Raw genomic sequence first — 16,962 nt, forward strand, 5'->3', positions numbered from 1 at the left:
CTGGGCCACGTACTTCAGCACCACTCCTGCCTGCTTCACGCCGAGCGCGGCGGTCGGTTCGTCGAGGATCAGCACCTTGGCGCCGAAGTGCACGGCGCGGGCGATGGCGACGCACTGCCGTTCGCCGCCGGACAGCGTGCCTACGGGCTGCTCTACGTCGCGGAGGTCGATGCCCATGTCGGACAACGCCTTCTTGGTGATCTCCTTGCCCTTCTTCCGGTCCAGGAAGCCGAAGCGAGTCGTCGGTTCCGAGCCGAGGAAGAAGTTGCGCCACACCGACATCAGCGGCACGACGGCGAGGTCCTGGTACACGGTCGCGATGCCGCGGTCGAGCGCCTCGCGCGGCGAGGAGAACTTGATCTCCTCGCCCTCGACCTTGAACGTGCCTTGGTCGTGCTGGTGGACGCCCGCCAGGATCTTGATCAGCGTGGACTTGCCGGCGCCGTTGTCGCCGAGCACGCAGGTGACCTCGCCGGCGTTGACGACGGTCGACACGTCGCTCAAGGCGATGACGCTGCCGTAGGTCTTGCCGATGTTCTCGACTTCGATCAGCGAGGTCATCGCTTCACCCTTTCCGCCCGGCGCCGCAGCATGTTGTTCACCAGCACCGCAGCCAGCAGCATCACGCCGAGGAACAGCTGGAACCAGTCGCTGTTCCAGCCCGCGTAGACGATGCCCTGACGCGCCATGCCGAAGATCAGCGCGCCGATCGCCGCGCCCACCGCGGAGCCGAAGCCGCCGGTGAGCAGGCAGCCGCCGATCACCGCCGCGATGATGTACTGGAACTCGAGGCCGATGCCCTGGTTCGCCTGCACGCTCGCGTACCGCAGGATGTTGATCGACCCGACGAGCCACGCGGCGAACGCCGTGGTCATGAACAGCAGGATCTTCGACCGCACGACGGGGACGCCGACCGCGCGCGAGTTCTGCGCGGCGCCACCGATCGCGAAGATCCAGTTGCCGAACCGGGTGCGCATCAGCACGGTCGACGCGACGACGGTGAACAGGACCCACCAGATGATCGACACGTAGAAGCTGGTGCCGCCGAGCTGGAACGTCGAGGCGAACAGGAACCCCGCCGACTCGTAGCCGGCGGTCTCCCGCATGCCCGACACCTGCACGCTGCCCGTCACCAGGCGCGTGACGCCCAGGTTGAGGCCCTGCAACGCGAGGAAGCTGCCCAGCGTCACGATGAAGCTCGGCAGGCCCGTGCGCATCACGAGCCAGCCGTTCAGCGCGCCCACCGCCAACGCGAAGGCGAGCGACACCAGCAGCGACAGCCAGACGTTGAGTCCGAGCCGGGTGGCGAGGAGAGCCGTGACGAGCGCGGTCGAGGCGGTCATGACACCGGCGGACAGGTCGAACTCACCGCCGATCATGAGCAGCGCCACGGCGACCGCCATGATGCCGAGCATGGAGGCGTCGTCCAGCCAGGTGGCCGCGCCGCCGAGGCTCAGGAACTGCTCGGTGACCACCGAGAAGAACAGGAACACCAGCAGTGCGCCGAGCATCGCGCCGATCTCGGGGCGCTTGATCAGCTGGTCCATCGGCTTCGGCTTGCCCAGCCGTTCGTCGGCAGCCGGTGGCGCTGTGGCCGTCACGGTCATCTCCCCGCTTCCCCTTACCTCTTGCCGTTCTTGGCGTACTCCGCGACCTTGTCCACGTTGGACTTGTCGACGAAGCCGGGACCGGTGAGGACGGGCTTGCCACCGCCGAGCGTGTTGGCGTTGTCCTTGAACAGCTTCAGCATCACGACCGGCAGGTAGCCCTGCTGGTACTGCTGCTGGTCGACGGCGAACAGCACCTCACCGGACTTGATCGAGTTGACCACGTCGGCGTTGAGGTCGAACGTCGCGACCTGCGCCTTGGAGCTCGCGCCCTTGATCGCCGAAGCCGCGTTGACGGCGACCTGCGGGTTCAGCGCCAGCACGCCGTCGACGGCCGTGTCGGACTGGAGCTTGGCCTTGATGCGGGCCTCGATGTCGGTCGGGTTGGAGATGTCGACCTGGAGGTTCTCCACAGCGCCGCCGAAGCCACTGCGTGCGCCGTCGCAGCGCTGGTTGAGGCCCGAGTTGCCGGCCTCGTGGATGACGCAGAGCAGCTTGGTCTTGCCGGCGGCCTTGAGCTTCTTGCCGGCTTCCTCACCGGCGATGGACTCCTCCTGGCCGACGTGCGCCATGGCACCGAACTCGGCGCTCTTCGCACTGCCGGAGTTGATCGTGATGACCGGGATGCCGGCCTTCACCGCGTTCTCGATGGAGGTCTTCAGCGCGTCGGGGTTGGCCATCGACACGACGATGCCGCCGACCTTCTGCGACACGGCGTTGTCGATCAGCTTGGCCTGGGCGCCGGGGTCTCCGTCGGAGTTGTAGGTGACGCCGACGCCGAGCTGCTTGCCCGCGTCCTCCGCGCCGACCTTCACCACGCTCCAGAACGCGTCGCCCGCGGTGCCGTGCGTGATGACCGCGACCTTGAGGTCACCGGAGGCGGCCGGCGCGCTGTTGTTGCCCGTGTTCTGCGACTGAGTGCCGGTGGGACCGCTACAAGCGGCGAGCAGAGCGACACCGGCGAGCGCGACGCCCGCACGGAGTACCAGACGAGACTTCATCGTCTCCAGTCCCTTCAGAGGATCTTGCTGAGGTGCGCAAGACTGCGCGCGGTGTCCTGAAGTGGCTTGTCCACGGGACTTCCATCCTTGAGCTGCGTGTCCTGCTCAAGCACGAACCAACCGGTGTAGCCCGCCTCTTGGACGAGCTCCACCAGTGCTTCCACGTCCACGTCGCCGTCCCCGAGCGGCACGTAGATGCCCTGTTCCACGGCATCGGTGTAACTGAGCTCGCCGCTGCGCACCTTCGCCGCGATCTCGCCACGCACGTCCTTGAGGTGCACGTGACCGATCCGGTCCGGGTAGCGGCGCGCCAGCTCGACCGGGTCCGCGCCACCGATGAGGAGGTGGCCGGTGTCCAGGCAGAGCTGGAGATCGGAGTCCGCGAGGAACCGCTCGACCTCCGCCTCCCGCTCGACGTGGGTGCCCACGTGCGGGTGCAGCACGGTCGTGAGGCCGTGTCCTGCGGCGATGTCGCGGATCTTCGCGCAGGTGCCGACGAGGGTGGTCCACTCGTCGTCGCTGAGCTTCGGGGTCTCGTCGTAGCCGTCGAGGCCGGTGGCCGCGGCGAGCACCAGGACCTCGGCACCGCCGGCCTTCAGGATGGCGGCGACGCGGTCGGCCTCGTCCAGGGTGGACTGGACGTCAGTGTGCAGCGTGACCGCCAGGAAGCCGCCGACCAGCGTCAGGTCGTGGCTGCTCAGAAGGGTCTTCAGCTGCTCGGGATCGGCCGGCAGGTAGTCCGGCGGGCCGAGCTCGGTGGCGGTGAGGCCGAGCTCGTGCATCTGGCTCAGCACGGTGTCCGACGGCAGCACGTTGCCCCAGCCGGGCACCTCGCACACACCCCAGGAGATGGGTGCTCCCGCGATCTTCGCCATCCCTCAGTTCCCCTCGATCTTCACCGGCGCGCCACTGCGACGCGACTGCTCACACGCGACGGCCAGGCGGAGGCTGATCAAACTCTCTCGCGCCGGCGACGGATTCGCGACCTCTCCCTTGATGACCTGCGTGAACAGGTTCATCTCGTTCACGTACGCGCGGTGGAAGCGCTCAGGGAAGCCGGGATAGGCGTCGGCGCCCGCCACATGACCGCCCGGTTCCAGCGAGTTGAGCGGGGTGCGCGGGTCGACGCCGGCGACCAGCGAGTCCTTGCTGCCCATGACCTCGATGCGGTGGTCGTAGCCGACCGGGTCGTGGCGGCCGCCGGCCAGCGTGGCGTGCGCGCCGCCCGCGAACTTCAGCAGCACGACGGCGTTGTCGACGTCGTCGGCGTCCGCGAAGGCCTGGTGCACCAGCACGGACCCGCTCGCGTAGACCTCGACGACCGGCTCGCCGACCAGCCACGGCACCGCGTCCAGGTCGTGGATCAGCAGGTCGCGGAAGATGCCGCCGGAGCTCGGCAGGTAGGAGAAGTCCGGTGGGTTCGCGTCGTTGCCGACGGCCCTGACCAGGTAGATGTCGCCGACCTCGCCCGCGCGGATGCGGCGGTGCAGCTCGTAGATCGCCGGGTCGAAACGGCGCTGGAAGCCCACCAGCACCTCGACGCCGGACTTCTCGACGTCCGCGATCAGCGCGGCCATCTCGTCGACGTCGCTCGCGATCGGCTTCTCGCACAGCGTGGGGACGCCCCGGCCGATGGCGGCGCGCAGCATCTCCGGGTGGGTGTCCGTCGGGGTCGCCAGCAGGACGCCGTCGACGTTGCCCAGCAACGTGTCGAGGTCGTCCACGGCCTTGGTCCCGGCGAGCTCCGCCGAGGCCTGCGCGGCGCGACCGGGCACCGGGTCGAAGAGGAGCACCTCGTCGACGCGATCCAGTGCGGCGAGGTTGGTCGCATGCATGGTGCCGATCCTGCCGACACCCGCTACTCCGATCCGCATCGCAGGTTTCCCCTGTTCATCGGTTGGATCCGTTAGAGCGCTCTATTGGTTGGAGCGCTCTAATGCTGTAGCTTGCGTCACACGGGTGTCAAGGGTGCGTTTCCTGCCCGTGACGTGAGGGGAGGTGTTACCGGTGGTCAGGCCGACGATGGAAGACGTCGCTCTGCGGGCGGGCGTCTCCCGCGCACTGGTCTCACTGGTGATGCGCGGCTCGCCCAAGGTGAGCGACATGCGACGCACCGCGGTGCTGAAGGCGGCGGAGGAGCTGGGCTACTCGCCGCACGCGATGGCGCGTTCGCTGGCCTCGCGCACGTCGACCGTGCTCGGCGTGATGGTGTCCGACCTGCACAACGCGTTCTTCGCGGAGGTCGTGGACGGCATCGACGAGGTGGCGCGCGAGCAGGGGTTCGACATCATCATCAACACCGGCGGCCGCTCGCCCGCCCGCGAACGCCGCGCCCTGGAGTCCTTGCTGTCCTTCCGTCCCGCGGGCTTGGTCCTGCTGTCGCCCGTCGTGCCGGCGACGGCCATCTCCAAGGCCGCCGAACAACTTCCCGTCGTACTGGTCGCCCGGTCGTCCCGACTGTCCACTGTGGACACCGTGAACGACGACGGCGAGGTCGGCGCTCGGCTCGCCGTCGACCACCTGGTTTCGTTGGGACACCAGCGGATCGCCCACCTGGACGGCGGCGAGGGAACGCAGGCCGGACCTCGTCGGCGCGGGTACGTCGCCGCGATGGAGGCGCACGGGCTGGTGCCGCAGGTCGTCTCCTCCGAGTACACCGACGCGGCCGGGGCGCGGGCGATCCGCGGGTTGATCGCCGACGGCTCGTTGCCCACGGCCATCCTGTCCTGCAACGACTTCAACGCCGTCGGCGCCATCTCCGCGTTGGAGGACGCCGGGCTGCGGGTGCCCGCCGACGTGTCCGTCGTCGGGTACGACAACACGTCGCTGGCGGCGTTGCGGCACGTCTCGCTGACCACGATCGACCAGCCCCGTGCCGAGTTCGGCCGGCTGGCTGCCTCCGCGCTGCTGCAACGGGTGCGGGACGACCGCACCGAGCCGGTGCGCCATCTCCTCACCCCCTCGCTCGTTGTCCGGACCACGACAGCTTCCCCAGGAGGACCGCGTTGAGCACCATCCCCCACTGGATCGACGGCGCCCGCACCACCGGGGTGTCGTCCCGGACTTCCGACGTCTTCGACCCCGCCTCGGGCTCGGTGGCCGCGCAGGTCGTGCTGGCCGAACAGGCCGACGTCGACCTCGCCGTCTCGTCGTCGCTGAAGGCGGCGCAGTCGTGGTCGGAGTCGTCGCTGGCCACGCGCTCGCGGATCCTGTTCCACTACCGCCACCTGCTGTCCGAGGCGCGTGACGAGCTGGCCGCGATCATCACGTCCGAGCACGGCAAGGTGCTGTCCGACGCCGCCGGCGAGGTGCAGCGCGGCCTGGAGGTCGTCGAGTTCGCGTGCGGCATCCCGCAGCTGCTGAAGGGCGAGCACTCCGAGCAGGTCTCGCGCGGCGTCGACGCGTACTCGCTGCGGCAGCCGCTGGGCGTGGTCGCGGGCATCACGCCGTTCAACTTCCCCGTGATGGTGCCGATGTGGATGTTCCCCGTCGCCATCGCGTGCGGGAACACGTTCGTGCTCAAGCCATCCGAGCGCGACCCGTCGGCTTCGCTCCGGCTGGCCGAGCTGTTCCAGGAGGCGGGCCTGCCCGACGGCGTGCTGAACGTCCTGCAGGGCGACGCCTTCGCCGTCAACGCGCTGCTGGACCACCCGGACGTGGCCGCGGCGTCGTTCGTCGGCTCGACCCCGATCGCCCGGCACGTCTACTCCCGCGGCACGGCGGCCGGCAAGCGCGTCCAGGCCCTCGGCGGCGCCAAGAACCACATGGTCGTGCTGCCGGACGCCGACCTCGACGTGGCAGCGGACGCCGCCGTCTCCGCCGGCTACGGCTCCGCGGGCGAGCGGTGCATGGCCATCTCGGTGGTCGTGGCGGTCGGCGAGACCGGAGACTCGTTGGTCGAGAAGATCGCCTCGCGAACCCGCGCGCTGCACGCGTCCGTGCTGCCAGGGACTCACCCCGACGCGCAGATGGGCCCGCTGGTCACCGGCGTGCACCGGGATCGCGTCCGGTCCTATGTGGACGCCGGTGAGGCCGCCGGCGCGTCGCTGGTGGTCGACGGCCGCGGATACGCGCCTTCCGACGCGCCGGGCGGGTTCTGGCTCGCGCCGACGTTGTTCGACCACGTCTCCACGGACATGACCATCTACACCGACGAGATCTTCGGGCCGGTGCTGTCGGTGGTGCGCGTCGAGACGTTCGAGGAAGCGCTGGAACTGGTCAACGCCAACCAGTACGGCAACGGCACGGCGATCTACACCGGTGACGGGCTTGCGGCGCGCGAGTTCCAACGGCGTGTGCACGTCGGGATGGTCGGTATCAACGTGCCGATCCCCGTGCCGATGGCCTACTACTCGTTCGGCGGGTGGAAGGACTCGCTGTTCGGGGACACGCACGTGCACGGGGCCGAGGGGGTGCGGTTCTACACGCGGGCGAAGGCGATCACGGCGAGGTGGCCGCAGCAGCACGGCGTGAACCTGGGCTTCCCGACCCACGGCTGACCCTGTTCGGCCCATTGGCCGTCTTGTTCGCATTGCGCGAGCGAGGCGGCCTTTTCCATTCGATACGGACTAATTCACACGATTGCCGTAATGAAATTCCATTCAAACTTGATCATGGAATCTTGCACGAAAAGAATCCCTCCACGCATGCAGATACCCGCTGTAGTATCTCCATTCGAACCCGCACACCTCTTTCTCACGAGCGCCACTCGCTCGCCACGAAGAGGAGTAGGCCGCAGGAGGACGCATCAGGATGCCGCTCCACGAGGACACCAGTCCACTCGAGATGGCACGTCGCGCAACCTGCAAAGCCGAGTTCATCGCCGCCCTGAGCAAGCTTCGCAAGGCGAGTGGGCTGTCGTACAGCCAAATCGAGCTCAAGACAGATCATCGCTATCGAGTGTCGAGCAGCACGGCACAAAGGCTGTGCACTGAACAGCTGCCCAAGCACGAGGTGCAATTGCGAGCGTTCCTGATGGCTTGCGACGTGTCCGCAGAGGCGATCGCGGATTGGGTCAAGGAGTGGCAGAGACTGCTGTTCAGCTGATCCGCTGGAGCGCGTGACGGCCTCCTGCGCCAACAGGAGGCCGTACCCCGCAGCTCAGCTGGTCCATAGCCATGCCAGGGCTTTCACGACCTGATAATCCGGTCTCACACAAGCCTAATACCGCAGGCAGCTCGATGCCAGGGTTTGGATCCCTTTTGGACTCATTGGAACGGCCTCGATCTGCTCAGCCTTTCGCACCTGCACGAGAAGTTGACAAATTCTGGCCAGTTGGACGCCGTTGGACTGAGTTGGACTTCCTGTCCACACGACGTGGAAAAAGTGGGACGCCTCAGCCGTTGAGTGATCCTTCGACAGGATGCAAGTATTGCCGGACCGCACTGCGCGAGGTCAACGGTATCGCCAAGTACCGCCAGACCGCATCCCGCGCTCCGGTTGTTCGCTGTACCCCGAAATGAGCTGGTCCACCCGGCGTGCGGTCTCCGCACGCCGGGCAGCCGAAGTCAGGAGAAACTCATGCCTCTCGCTCCCAGCAGGCGCCCTCACCAACACAGACCCTCCGCCCAGCTCAACGGTGTTGTCGTGGCACTCACGCTCATCGCTTTCGGCTTCACCGGTTGGATGCTGACTCAGGGATACACACCCACCATGTCGGTCGCGACGGCCGGTGCGGTCATGGCGATTACGACGACCTTGGGCCGGGCCCGCATCGTCGGGCTCAGGCCGGCGTTGCCGCAGGAGGAGCGATGACCCCGGAACTCGAGCGGTTTCACAGGTTGCTCCGATCTGCCGTGGCAGAGCATCGCCCAGCCGGCCACTTCATGAAGCTGCTCGACCAGAACGGCCCTGCTCCGTGGCCGGACTACGCAGTCGCGATGTTCGAGATGACGATCGATCCAATTGTGAAGCGATCGCTGCGCCAGGCCTAGCAGGAGGCTATGTGGAGGCGTGATTCGCCTCGGAGTCACGAGAGTCATCCGATAACTCCCACATCACTGGAGGAGCTTCGTGCTTCGACAGTGGCCGAGTTCCTCGCTCTGCTGAAGAAAATCCAGGTCCGCTCCGGTCTGTCGCCTGCGAAGATCGCAGATCGAGCAGGCAGCAAGTTGGGCCGCAGTCAGGCTTACTCGATGCTGAACAGGGGGACGCTGCCGACCAAGCCAGAGCAAGTGCGTCTGTTCACCGTCACGTGCGGCCTGTCCGAGCCGCAGGTGTCTCGAGTGATGGAGCTGTGGACCAAGTTGCGGTGAGACGAGGAGAAAGCCCCCGCCGGGAGAGCGGGGGCTTTCTCCGTGCGAACGCGGTCAGGCGTCGACCTTCTCGCGTTCCGGCTCCGCGGGAGCGGCGGGCGGCTTCGGCAGGAACCGCCTGATCAGCGGGAAGAACAGGATCAGCAGGATCACGACGTAGACGATGACCGCCATCGGGCTGTTCACCAGGCCGGTCAGCGACCCGTCGGACAGCTGCAGCGACCGGCGCATCTGCTGTTCCGCGGCCGGGCCGAGGATCACGCCGATGATCGCCGGGAGCACCGGCAGGCCGTAGCGGCGCATGCCGAAGCCCAGCAGGCCGATCACGAACATCAGCAGCAGGTCGAAGATGTCCGCGTTCACCGCGTAGGCGCCGACCGAGGCGAAGAAGAGGATGCCCGCGTACAGGTACGGGCGCGGGATGCGCAGCAGCTTCGCCCACAGCGGGGCCAGGGGCAGGTTCAGCACCAGCAGCAGGGTCAGGCCGATGAACAGCGACGCGATCAGCGCCCACACCAGACCGGCTTCGCGCTGGAACAGCAGCGGGCCCGGCTGGATGCCGTAGGTCTGGAACGCCGCGAGCATCACGGCCGCGACCGCGGTGGTCGGCAGGCCCAGGGTCAGCATCGTGACCAGGGTGCCGGCGGCGGAGGCCGACGCCGTGGACTCCGGGCCCGCGACGCCTTCGATGGCGCCCTTGCCGAACTCGTCCTTGTGCTTGGAGAGCCGCTTCTCCGTCACGTACGACAGGAAGGTCGGGATCTCCGCGCCGCCGGCCGGGATCGCGCCGAACGGGAAGCCGATCACCGGGCCGCGCAGCCACGGCTTCCAGGTGCGCTTCAGGTCCGCCCGCGACAGCCACGGGCGGCCCACCGGGATGGGCGTGAACGGCTTGCGGCGCAGGTGGGCGGCGACCCAGAGGGCCTCGCCGACCGCGAACAGGGCGACCGCCACGACGATCACGTCGATGCCGTCGGCCAGGTGCAGCGAGCCGAACGTCAGGCGCTGCTGACCGGTCATCTCGTCGAGGCCGACCAGGCCGAGGGTCAGGCCGATGAGCAACGACGCCAGGCCGCGGATCCGGGACGCGCCCAGGACGGACGTGACCGCGATGAACGCCAGCACCATGATCGCGAACAGGTCCGGCGCGCCGATGTCGACGGCGTGCTTCGCGACGAACGGGGCCAGCAGGACGATCAGGATCGTGCCGATGATGCCGCCGGTGAAGTGGCCGATGGCGGCAGCGGCAAGCGCTTGCGCGCCACGTCCCTTGCGGGCCATCGGGTTGCCTTCGAACGCGGCCACGACCGCGGCGCTCTCACCCGGTGTGTTCAGCAGGATCGACGTGGTCGAGCCGCCGAACATGCCGCCGTAGTAGATGCCCGCGAACATGATGAACGCGCCGGTCGGCTCCATGCCGTAGGTGACGGGCAGCAGCAGCGCCACCGCCATGGCCGGGCCGATGCCCGGCAGGACGCCGATCGCGGTGCCGAGCAGCACGCCGACCGCGGCGAGCAGGAGGTGCGTCGGCGTCAGCGCGGTGGCGAAGCCGTCGAGGAGCTGGTCCACCTAGAACACCTCCATCAACGGGCCACCGGGGAGGGGGACGCCGAGCAGGTTGTTGAACACGACGAACGTGAAGATCGACAGGCCGGCCGCGATCAGCGGGTCGCGGACCAGGTTGCGGCTGCCGAGCGCGTAGGCCGCGCCCCAGAACAGGATGGCGCCGGAGATCGGGAACCCGACCACGCCGATCAGCGCCGCGTTCGCGAGGAACGCTCCGCACAGCAGCAGGACCGTGCGCCAGTCGGCGGGGGCGGACAGGTCGACGTCCTCGCCGGCTTCCGCCTCGCCCTTGCCGCCGCGCAGCACGTCGCGGGCCAGCAGCACGGCGACGACCAGCAGCAGCGAGCCGACCAGGACCGGCACGGCCTTCGGGCCCACGGGACCGCGCTGCGCGAAGTCGGTGGGGATGCGCAGCGCGTCGGTCAGCACCAGCACGCCGAGCACCACGAGCAGGACGCAGATGCCCAGCTCGGAGCGTTCGCGGAGCCAGCCGCGGGCCTCCGTCTTCGTCACGGTCGTCATGCGAGCCCCAAGTCCTTCAGCACCGTTGCCACCCGCTTGTTCTCGTTGTCCAGGAACGCCCCGAACTCGTCTCCCGGGGCGAACGCGTCGGTCCAGCCGTTGCGCTGCAACGCTTCTCCCCACTGCGGCGTCTTCTGCAGCCGCGTGAACACCTCGACGAGCTTGGCGCGGTCGGTGGGCGAGATGTCCGGCGGCGCGACGATGCCGCGCCAGTTGGTGAACTCGACGTCCACACCGGACTGCCGCAGCGTCGGGGCGTCGATCCCCTGGAGACGGTCCTTGCTCGTCACCGCCAGGACCCGCAGCGTGCCGGCCTGGATCTGGTCGCGGTACTCGCCGACGCCGGAGACGCCGAACGCGACCTTGCCGCCGAGCACGGACGCCAGCAGCTCGCCACCGCCGTCGAACGGGATGTAGTTGACGGTCTTCGGCGGCAGGCCCACCGCCTTGGCGATCAGCATCGGCGCCAGGTGGTCGGGGCCGCCGGGAGCCGAACCGCCGCCGACGGTCACGGTGCCGGGGCTGGCCTTCCACGCGTCGACCAGCTGCTGCATCGACGTGTACGGCGAGTCCTTCGCGACCACGACGATGTCCGGTTCCTCGATCAGCTTCGCGATCGGGGTGGTGTCGAGCAGCGAGTTCGGCGACTTGTTCGTGTACACCGCGCCGACGACGCCCAGGCCCATCGACATGATCAGCTTGCCGTTGCCGCGCTCGCCGACCGTGCGCCCGAGCCCGACCGTGCCGCCGGCGCCGGGCAGGTTGAACACCTCGGCGTTGCGCAGCAGGTCGGCGTCCTCCATGGCCTTCGCCGCCGTGCGGGCGGTGATGTCGTACCCGCCGCCGGGCGAGTTCGGCACCAGCACGCGCAGCGACCGCACCTGGCCGCCTTCACCGCTGTCCGCACCCGGTGACAGCAGCGGCGGCACCAGCAGGACGGCGAGCAACGCCGTCGCCACCGACACCCACACCTTCACCGACACTGTGATCCCCGCCTCTCGTCCGCGTGGTTGGACATGTTGCACTCGTGTAAACCTTGATGTCGCTCTTGCGCTCTCAAGGTTTCTTTCGGTCTTTCTGGTCACAGCTCCACCCGTGGGGAGGTCACGTGCGCCGCCGCCGTTCCCTGGCCAGTCAGCTCCTCGCCTGGCAACTCGTAGTCGTCACGCTGCTGCTGGGCGCGGTCGGCGCGCTGACGGTCGTCCAGACGGGCAGCAACTTCCGCTCGGACGAGGAACGCCGGATGCTGTCCGTGGCCGAGACGGTCGCGGCGAACCCGCTGGTCGGGGAGCAGATGGGCAACTGGCGGCTGCTGTCGGCGCCCGCCGAGACCGCCCGCAGCCTGTCCGGCGCGTCCTACGTGCTGATCCTCGACGCCAAGCGGCTCGTGATCGCCTCGCCGTACCCGGACCAGATCGGGTCCACACTGGACACCAGGACGACCGCGCTCGAAGGCCGGTCGTGGACGGGCACGGTCCGCGACTCGATCGAGGCGCACGTGCCGGTGTTCGACCCGGTCAGCCGCCGCGTGAACGGCATGGTGATCGCGGGGGCGGAGAACCCCGGCATCTTCGCCGGCGCGCTGGAGCAGCCCGTCGACGTGCTGCGCTACCTGGCGATCGCGCTGCTGATCGGCGTCACCGGGTCGTTGCTGCTGGCCAGGCGCGTGAAGAACCAGACGCTCGGGCTGGAGCCGCACGAGATCACCGCGCTGGTCGAGAACCGCGAGGCGCTGCTGCACGGCATCCGCGAGGGCGTCGTCGGCCTCGACGGCCAGAACCGGATCACGCTGGTCAACGACCACGCGAGCGACCTGCTGGTGCTGCCGGAGGACGCGGTCGGCCGGTCCGTCGAGGAGCTGGAGCTCAACGACCGGCTGCGCGACGTGCTGACCGGCCGCGCGACCGGCGTCGACCAGCTGGTGCTGCGGCAGGGCGTCGTGCTGACGTTGAACCGCATGCCGATCGACGGCGGCGAGGGCGCGGTCGTGACGCTGCGGGACCGCACGGAGCTGCTCGAGCTGCGGCACGAGCTCGACGCCTCCCAGCACGCGACGGACACGCTCCGCGCGCAGGCCCACGAGTTCGCGAACCGGCTGCACACGATCGCCGGGCTGATCGCGCTGAAGGAGTACGACGAGGTCACCCACTACGTTCACCGGATCAGCACGGCGCAGGACCAGTGGCGCGGCGAGGTCAGCTCGTCGATCGGCGACCCCGCCGTGGCCGCGCTGCTGATCGCGAAGGCGTCGCTCGCGGCCGAGCGCGGCACGGAGCTGCGGATGGCGCCCGACAGCGTGCTGGGCCGCGTCGACGACGCGTTGTCGGCGGATCTGGTGATGGTGCTGGGGAACCTGGTCGACAACGCGCTGGACGCGCTGGGATTGTCCGGCGGAGCGGGTAGGTGGATCGAGGTGGGTGTGGTGCAGGCGGACGACGAGGTCCAGGTGGTGGTGCGCGACTCCGGTCCCGGGGTGGCGCCGGAGCTCGCCGAGGAGGTGTTCCGGCACGGGTTCACGACCAAGGCGGCCTCGCACGGCGAACGCGGCATCGGGCTCGCGCTGATCAGACGGGCGTGCCTGCGGCGCGGTGGCTCGGTGACCGTGTCGGGGTCGGTCTTCACGGCAAGGCTGCCCTGGTGATCCGGGTGCTCGTCGTCGACGACGACTTCATGGTGGCCAAGGTCCACAGCGGCTACGTCGCGCGCACCGACGGGTTCGAGGTCGTCGGCGTCGCGCACACCGGCGGCGACGCGCTGCGGCTGGTCGCGTCGCTGAAACCGGACCTCGTGCTGCTCGACGTCTACCTTCCCGACCAAAGTGGACTGGAAGTGCTGAAGTCGTTGCGCGCCAACGAGGACGTGGACGTCATCGTGATCACCGCGGCGACCGACGTCGGCACCGTGCGGGGTGCGATGCGCGGCGGCGTGCTGCACTACCTGATCAAGCCGTTCGACTACTCGGCCCTGCGCGACCAGCTGGCGCACTTCGCGTCGCTGCGGGAGAAGCTGCACGGACTGGCGTCGGCCGGGCAGGCGGACGTGGACCAGGTCTTCGGTGCGCGCCCCACCTCGAAACCGTTGCTGCCCAAGGGTCTGACACCGGAGACCGCCCGGCTCGTGGAGACCGCGCTGCGCTCGCACCCGGACGGGCTGTCGGCGTCGGAGTGCGCGTCGGAGATGGGCGTCGCCCGCGTGAGCGCGCGGCGGTACCTGGAGCACTTCGTGTCGACCGGACGCGCGGAGGTCCGGTTGCGGTACGGCGGAACCGGTCGCCCCGAACGGATCTACGCGTTAGTCCCAGGAGCCTGACCGGCCGCGGCCGCGCTTGGTGTCGGCACGGCGCTTCTTCGAGGCGATGCGCCGTTCCTGCGACCCCTTGGTGGGCTTGGTCGCCCTGCGCACCGGAGGCGGCGGCGCGGCGGCACTCCTGAGGACCGCGGCGAGCCGTTCCCTCGCGGCGGCGCGGTTCTGCAGCTGCGCGCGGTGCTCGGACGCGGCGATCGTGAGGACGCCGTCGACGAGCCTGCCCCGCAACCGGTCGAGCATCCGCGCCTTGAGGTGCTCGGGGACCGACGGTGAGGAAGCCAGGTCGAACGAGAGCTCGACACGGCTGTCCGCCGTGTTCACCCCCTGCCCGCCCGGCCCGCCTGACCTGGAAAAACGTTCGCGCAACTCGGACGCCGGGATCACCAGCGTCCGAGTCACGGTCACGTCGTTCATGCGTTCAGGTTAGAAGGTCAGACCCGGAAGTGTCGCGATCTTTATCAGCGCATCCCTGCCGAGAACCGGTTCCGGCCGTGCGACCGGAGCGCTGACGTCCGGTACCGAGGGGTCGTCGCGGAAGGCGCCGAACGGGTCGCTCTGAATCCGGACGACCGTGCCGTCGGGCCGGATCGCGGACAACACCCAGAGCCGGGCACCGTCGTCCCTGCGGTCCAGGTACGTCACCACCTGGGTGGTGCCCACGACCTCGGTGCGGCAGTCGCGGTCCGGCTGCACCATGCCGCACCTGGTCTGGCCCGCGTCGGGACCGGACAGGATGATCGTCAGCCCGCCGCTGCCCCTCGCATCGGTCAGCTTCGCCACCGCGTACCGGTACTGGTCCTTCGAGTAGAACGTGAGCGCTCTGGCCTCACCCACGTCCTGCACCGCCACCCCCGGCGGAACGACGTCCGCGTCGCGCAGGACGCGGGTCAGCTCGGCATCGCGGTCGGCTCGCGTGCCGCCGAGGTCGGCGGACGTGGCCTTCTCGGAGGTCCGGCTCGGCAGCACCGCGACCGTGCCGAACCCGGCCAGCAGCACGAACGCCAGCGCGCCCGCGATCGCGGCACGCCGGCGGACCAGCTTCGTCTTCCCCTTGCGGATCACCTCGGAGGTGTGGATGCGCGACGCCGGCTCGTCCACCAGCAGGTCGCGCAACGCGGCCAGCCCCTTGGCTGCCTGGCTCTTCACCGTGCCCTCCGTCCTGCCGAGGACGCGGGCGGTCTCGGTAATGCTCAGGTCCTCCCAGTACCGCAGCACGACGACCGCGCGTTGCCCCGGTGGCAACGCGTCGAGCGCCTCCCGCAGGTCGAGGTCGGCGGACGTGTCCGCGACCGCGTGCTCGGGCACGGCGTCGACCGTGCGTTCGCGCTGGAAGAACCCGCGCCGGGTCTCGTCGATGGCGGTGCGCACCAGCACCTTGCGCGCATAGGCGTCCAGGCTGTCCTTGCGCACGCGCGACCACGCCACGTACAGCTTGATCAGCGCGGTCTGGACGATGTCCTCGGCGCGGTGCCAGTCGCCGCACAGCAGGAACGCCGTGCGGCGCATCAGCAGAGCGCGTGCGTCGACGTACTCCCCGAACTCGCGGTCCCGGTCCAACTTCCCCTCCTCGGTCGTCGCTTAGTACGCGACGACCGGGCCGGGAGGTTGCCCTGGAACGTCAGAAACGCGGGTGGTCGCCGACGAGCGCGGCGCCGCCCTCCTCGGACTTGGTGATCTCGCCGAGCACCCACGCCGGGACGTGGCGGGCGGTGAGCACGGCCAGCGCGCGGTCGACGTCCTCCGGCGCGACGACGGCGACCATGCCGACGCCCATGTTGAACGCCTTCTCCATCTCCTCGCGCTCCACGCGGCCGCGCTGGGCGATGAGCTGGAACACCGGCGCGGGCGTCCACGTGCCGCGGTCGAGCTGGGCGTGCAGGCCGGCCGGCAGGACGCGGGCCAGGTTCGCCGCGAGGCCACCACCGGTGACGTGCGAGAACCCGCGGACCTCGGTCTCGGCGATCAGCGCGAGGCAGTCCTTGGCGTAGATCTTGGTCGGCTCCAGCATCTCCTCGCCGAGGGTGCGGCCGAACTCCTCGACGTGGCCCTCCAGCGGCATCCGCGCGATCTCCAGCAGCACGTGCCGGGCGAGCGAGTAGCCGTTGGAGTGCAGGCCCGACGAGCCCATCGCGATCACGACGTCGCCGTCGCGGACCCGGTCGGGACCGAGCAGCTTGGACTGCTCGACCACGCCGACGCCGGTGCCGGAGACGTCGTAGTCGTCGTCGCCCATCAGGCCGGGGTGCTCGGCGGTCTCGCCGCCGAGCAGGGCGCACCCGGCCTGGACGCAGCCCTCGGCGATGCCCTTGACCAGCGCCGCGATCTTGTCGGGGACGACCTTGCCGACCGCGATGTAGTCCTGCACGAACAGCGGCTCGGCACCGCACACGACCAGGTCGTCGACGATCATGGCGACCAGGTCGATGCCGATGGTGTCGTGCTTGTCGAGCGCCTGCGCGATCGCGATCTTGGTGCCGACGCCGTCCGTGGAGGAGGCGAGGACCGGCTCCTTCCAGCGGTCGAGCTTGAGCTGGAAGAGGCCGGCGAAGCCGCCGATCCCGCCGAGCACCTCTGGCCGGTGCGCCTTGGCCGCCCACGGCTTGAGCTTCTCCACCGCCTCGTCCCCTGCGGCGATACTGACTCCGGCGGCGGCGTAGGTGGCCTTGGCGCTGTCGGTCACGTCAACTTCTTCCACTTGGATCTCGG

The 16,962-nt window shown here is 69.1% G+C and carries 18 protein-coding genes and 1 pseudogene; 8 read left to right on the plus strand and 11 right to left on the minus strand.

Translation table 11 applies throughout. The features are described from left to right. The 5 genes from VF330_RS04565 to VF330_RS04585 all read right to left on the minus strand — a co-directional run. Window positions 1-561 (minus strand): ATP-binding cassette domain-containing protein (locus VF330_RS04565; protein ID WP_330850210.1); only part of this gene is annotated, 561 nt, incomplete at its 3' end. Next, window positions 558-1,607: an ABC transporter permease gene (locus VF330_RS04570; RefSeq protein ID WP_330850211.1), complete on the minus strand. Its 1,050-nt coding sequence runs from the start codon at window positions 1,605-1,607 to the stop codon at window positions 558-560. The genes VF330_RS04570 and VF330_RS04565, both read right to left, overlap by 4 nt. Window positions 1,608-1,621: 14 nt before the next feature. Beyond that, window positions 1,622-2,608 carry a sugar ABC transporter substrate-binding protein gene (locus VF330_RS04575; RefSeq protein ID WP_330850212.1) on the minus strand — a complete coding sequence of 329 codons (987 nt, stop codon included), beginning with the start codon at window positions 2,606-2,608 and terminating at the stop codon, window positions 1,622-1,624. A gap of 14 nt (window positions 2,609-2,622) precedes the next feature. After that, window positions 2,623-3,483, minus strand: a complete 861-nt coding sequence (locus tag VF330_RS04580) for a TIM barrel protein (RefSeq protein WP_330850213.1) — start codon at window positions 3,481-3,483, stop codon at window positions 2,623-2,625. A gap of 3 nt (window positions 3,484-3,486) precedes the next feature. Continuing rightward, window positions 3,487-4,482, minus strand: coding sequence for a Gfo/Idh/MocA family protein (locus tag VF330_RS04585; RefSeq protein WP_330850214.1), 996 nt, complete (start codon window positions 4,480-4,482; stop codon window positions 3,487-3,489). 133 nt (window positions 4,483-4,615) lie between these two features. On the opposite strand from VF330_RS04585, the gene VF330_RS04590 reads away from it, so the two are divergent. From VF330_RS04590 to VF330_RS04615, 6 genes are all read left to right on the plus strand, one after another. After that, window positions 4,616-5,617 carry a LacI family DNA-binding transcriptional regulator gene (locus tag VF330_RS04590; RefSeq protein ID WP_330850215.1) on the plus strand — a complete coding sequence of 334 codons (1,002 nt, stop codon included), beginning with the start codon at window positions 4,616-4,618 and terminating at the stop codon, window positions 5,615-5,617. Next, the gene (locus VF330_RS04595; protein ID WP_330850216.1) at window positions 5,614-7,107 is read left to right on the plus strand and encodes a CoA-acylating methylmalonate-semialdehyde dehydrogenase; all 1,494 of its coding nucleotides are present in this window, start codon (window positions 5,614-5,616) and stop codon (window positions 7,105-7,107) included. Before VF330_RS04590 ends, VF330_RS04595 begins: the two co-directional genes overlap by 4 nt. Before the next feature lie 253 nt (window positions 7,108-7,360). Beyond that, window positions 7,361-7,654: a hypothetical protein gene (locus VF330_RS04600; RefSeq protein ID WP_330850217.1), complete on the plus strand. Its 294-nt coding sequence runs from the start codon at window positions 7,361-7,363 to the stop codon at window positions 7,652-7,654. Between the two features lie 540 nt (window positions 7,655-8,194). Continuing rightward, window positions 8,195-8,362, plus strand: coding sequence for a hypothetical protein (locus VF330_RS04605; protein ID WP_330850218.1), 168 nt, complete (start codon window positions 8,195-8,197; stop codon window positions 8,360-8,362). Further along, window positions 8,359-8,541: a hypothetical protein gene (locus VF330_RS04610; RefSeq protein ID WP_330850219.1), complete on the plus strand. Its 183-nt coding sequence runs from the start codon at window positions 8,359-8,361 to the stop codon at window positions 8,539-8,541. Before VF330_RS04605 ends, VF330_RS04610 begins: the two co-directional genes overlap by 4 nt. A gap of 90 nt (window positions 8,542-8,631) precedes the next feature. Then, window positions 8,632-8,862 carry a hypothetical protein gene (locus tag VF330_RS04615; RefSeq protein WP_330850220.1) on the plus strand — a complete coding sequence of 77 codons (231 nt, stop codon included), beginning with the start codon at window positions 8,632-8,634 and terminating at the stop codon, window positions 8,860-8,862. Window positions 8,863-8,916: 54 nt separating this feature from the next. Here the strand turns inward: VF330_RS04615 and VF330_RS04620 are convergent, their stop codons facing one another. Genes VF330_RS04620 through VF330_RS04630 form a run of 3 tightly spaced genes read right to left on the minus strand, consistent with a single transcriptional unit; the run spans window position 8,917 to window position 11,915 of the window. Further along, window positions 8,917-10,431: a tripartite tricarboxylate transporter permease gene (locus VF330_RS04620; RefSeq protein ID WP_330850221.1), complete on the minus strand. Its 1,515-nt coding sequence runs from the start codon at window positions 10,429-10,431 to the stop codon at window positions 8,917-8,919. Further along, window positions 10,432-10,950 (minus strand): tripartite tricarboxylate transporter TctB family protein, encoded by a 519-nt coding sequence (locus VF330_RS04625; RefSeq protein WP_330850222.1) that lies wholly within the window; start codon window positions 10,948-10,950, stop codon window positions 10,432-10,434. Beyond that, window positions 10,947-11,915: a Bug family tripartite tricarboxylate transporter substrate binding protein gene (locus tag VF330_RS04630; protein ID WP_330850251.1), complete on the minus strand. Its 969-nt coding sequence runs from the start codon at window positions 11,913-11,915 to the stop codon at window positions 10,947-10,949. Before VF330_RS04630 ends, VF330_RS04625 begins: the two co-directional genes overlap by 4 nt. A 143-nt stretch (window positions 11,916-12,058) precedes the next feature. Here VF330_RS04630 and VF330_RS04635 point away from each other — a divergent pair, with 143 nt between their 5' ends. Continuing rightward, window positions 12,059-13,591 carry a sensor histidine kinase gene (locus VF330_RS04635; RefSeq protein ID WP_330850223.1) on the plus strand — a complete coding sequence of 511 codons (1,533 nt, stop codon included), beginning with the start codon at window positions 12,059-12,061 and terminating at the stop codon, window positions 13,589-13,591. Continuing rightward, complete coding sequence (locus tag VF330_RS04640) at window positions 13,588-14,259, plus strand: response regulator (RefSeq protein ID WP_330850224.1); 672 nt, start codon at window positions 13,588-13,590, stop codon at window positions 14,257-14,259. The genes VF330_RS04635 and VF330_RS04640 overlap by 4 nt, the downstream gene beginning before the upstream one ends. Here VF330_RS04640 and arfB read toward each other — a convergent pair. From arfB to purM, 3 genes and pseudogenes are all read right to left on the minus strand, one after another. Next, window positions 14,242-14,670: an alternative ribosome rescue aminoacyl-tRNA hydrolase ArfB gene (gene arfB / locus VF330_RS04645; RefSeq protein WP_330850225.1), complete on the minus strand. Its 429-nt coding sequence runs from the start codon at window positions 14,668-14,670 to the stop codon at window positions 14,242-14,244. The two genes, VF330_RS04640 and arfB, sit on opposite strands and share 18 nt — an antisense overlap. 684 nt (window positions 14,671-15,354) lie before the next feature. Continuing rightward, a pseudogene (locus VF330_RS42040) lies at window positions 15,355-15,762 on the minus strand (SigE family RNA polymerase sigma factor); the annotation flags it as partial. Window positions 15,763-15,874: 112 nt separating this feature from the next. Next, window positions 15,875-16,936: a phosphoribosylformylglycinamidine cyclo-ligase gene (gene purM, locus VF330_RS04655; protein WP_330850227.1), complete on the minus strand. Its 1,062-nt coding sequence runs from the start codon at window positions 16,934-16,936 to the stop codon at window positions 15,875-15,877. Window positions 16,937-16,962: the final 26 nt, after the last annotated feature.

The organism is Lentzea sp. (assembly GCF_036380075.1).
Classification (GTDB): Bacteria; Actinomycetota; Actinomycetes; order Mycobacteriales; family Pseudonocardiaceae; genus Lentzea.

Excerpts from the sequence above, each read along its gene's own strand:
- VF330_RS04570 (WP_330850211.1), bottom strand. The coding sequence starts at position 1,607 with ATGACCGTGACGGCCACAGCGCCACCGGCTGCCGACGAACGGCTGGGC.
- VF330_RS04575 (WP_330850212.1), bottom strand. The coding sequence starts at position 2,608 with ATGAAGTCTCGTCTGGTACTCCGTGCGGGCGTCGCGCTCGCCGGTGTC.
- VF330_RS04580 (WP_330850213.1), bottom strand. The coding sequence starts at position 3,483 with ATGGCGAAGATCGCGGGAGCACCCATCTCCTGGGGTGTGTGCGAGGTG.
- VF330_RS04585 (WP_330850214.1), bottom strand. The coding sequence starts at position 4,482 with ATGCGGATCGGAGTAGCGGGTGTCGGCAGGATCGGCACCATGCATGCG.
- VF330_RS04600 (WP_330850217.1), top strand. The coding sequence starts at position 7,361 with ATGCCGCTCCACGAGGACACCAGTCCACTCGAGATGGCACGTCGCGCA.
- VF330_RS04610 (WP_330850219.1), top strand. The coding sequence starts at position 8,359 with ATGACCCCGGAACTCGAGCGGTTTCACAGGTTGCTCCGATCTGCCGTG.
- VF330_RS04625 (WP_330850222.1), bottom strand. The coding sequence starts at position 10,950 with ATGACGACCGTGACGAAGACGGAGGCCCGCGGCTGGCTCCGCGAACGC.
- arfB (WP_330850225.1), bottom strand. The coding sequence starts at position 14,670 with ATGAACGACGTGACCGTGACTCGGACGCTGGTGATCCCGGCGTCCGAG.